The organism is Actinomadura sp. RB99 (assembly GCF_014706005.1).
GTDB lineage: Bacteria > Actinomycetota > Actinomycetes > Streptosporangiales > Streptosporangiaceae > Spirillospora.
This window is the reverse complement of record NZ_JABMCA010000216.1, coordinates 1-561: the sequence shown is the minus strand read 5'-3', so window position 1 is coordinate 561 and position 561 is coordinate 1. Positions and strand designations below refer to the sequence as shown.

General features: G+C 37.4%; 2 protein-coding genes. Both read right to left on the bottom strand.

Annotated elements, in window-relative coordinates; translation table 11 throughout:
* Positions 1-86: 86 nt before the first annotated feature.
* The gene (locus amrb99_RS49640) at positions 87-365 is read right to left on the bottom strand and encodes a hypothetical protein (RefSeq protein WP_148335748.1); all 279 of its coding nucleotides are present in this window, start codon (positions 363-365) and stop codon (positions 87-89) included.
* 10 nt (positions 366-375) lie between these two features.
* On the bottom strand, positions 376-561 hold a 186-nt coding region (locus tag amrb99_RS50470), incomplete at its 5' end, for a hypothetical protein (protein ID WP_206700442.1).

Below are 561 nucleotides of genomic sequence, written 5' to 3'. Positions count from 1 at the left end.
CAAACGAAGTCTTTTATCAACTACAATTTAAATTGGATGGAGAACGGGTGTATAACGCATATTCTTATCTTCATTTTTTAATTGTTTTACGCTATTAATATTTTTCTTTTCTCTATACGGGCTTTGTCTGGGTTCTCATCAGGAGCAAACCATACAAGATACCATTCACCATTCGCAAACCCTTTCCACATTTTACCGTCATATATTCCGGAGGGTATTGTAGTGGAATACTCTTTCAGACCTTTAAAAGTCTGCTCACTCATAAGAGCATGGGTATCATCTAATTCGATAAACCTTCTGTTAGGTTGTTGCCAACTCTGCCCCAATGGGTCAGTAATTGGCGGTATTATATGTTCTCCGTTCATTACATTCATGTTATTCGTTAATTACTTCAACTGTCGGTCTGAACATTTCAGCCTCTCCGTTGTCAAATGTCACATGCCCATAGCATTCTATTTTTGTAATAGTATGAAAGCCATTTTTGCTTTTACGATCATAATACTGCTTCCCATAACTACCACTGGTTTCTTTAAGAACCCTTACCTTATCGCCTACTTTGGC

Excerpts from the sequence above, each read along its gene's own strand:
- amrb99_RS49640 (WP_148335748.1), bottom strand. The coding sequence starts at position 365 with ATGAACGGAGAACATATAATACCGCCAATTACTGACCCATTGGGGCAG.